At 68.6% G+C, this 341-nt stretch carries 1 protein-coding gene; it reads right to left on the bottom strand.

All coding sequences use genetic code 11. From position 1 onward, the window contains the following. Positions 1 to 341: NADH-quinone oxidoreductase subunit C (locus tag CVH10_RS18690; RefSeq protein WP_219924825.1), on the bottom strand; the 341-nt coding region annotated here is incomplete at both ends.

Below are 341 nucleotides of genomic sequence, written 5' to 3'. Positions count from 1 at the left end.
GTCGTAGGCTTCCCGCTCGAACCAGTTGGCGGCCGGATAGACGGCGATGATCGACGGCACCGGCTGGGTCTCGTCGGTCGCCACCTTGACGCGCAGGCGCGCGTTCCGGGTCAGCGACAGCAGGTGATAGACCACCTCGAACCGCTCCTTGCGATCCGGGTAGTCCACGCCGCAGAGGTCCAGCAACTGCTGGAAACCGAACTGATCGCGCAGCGCCGTCAGCACCTCGACGATCCGCTCGCGCGGGGCGACCAGCGTCAGCTCGCCGAACGCCACCTGAGCCTCGACGCCCAACGCCCCGACCATCTCGGCGCCCAGCGGCGTCAGGGCGGCTTCGTGTT

The organism is Halomonas sp. ND22Bw (genome assembly GCF_003011945.1).
Lineage (GTDB): Bacteria > Pseudomonadota > Gammaproteobacteria > Pseudomonadales > Halomonadaceae > Halomonas > Halomonas halophila.
This window is presented reverse-complemented; position numbering and strand designations above follow the sequence as displayed.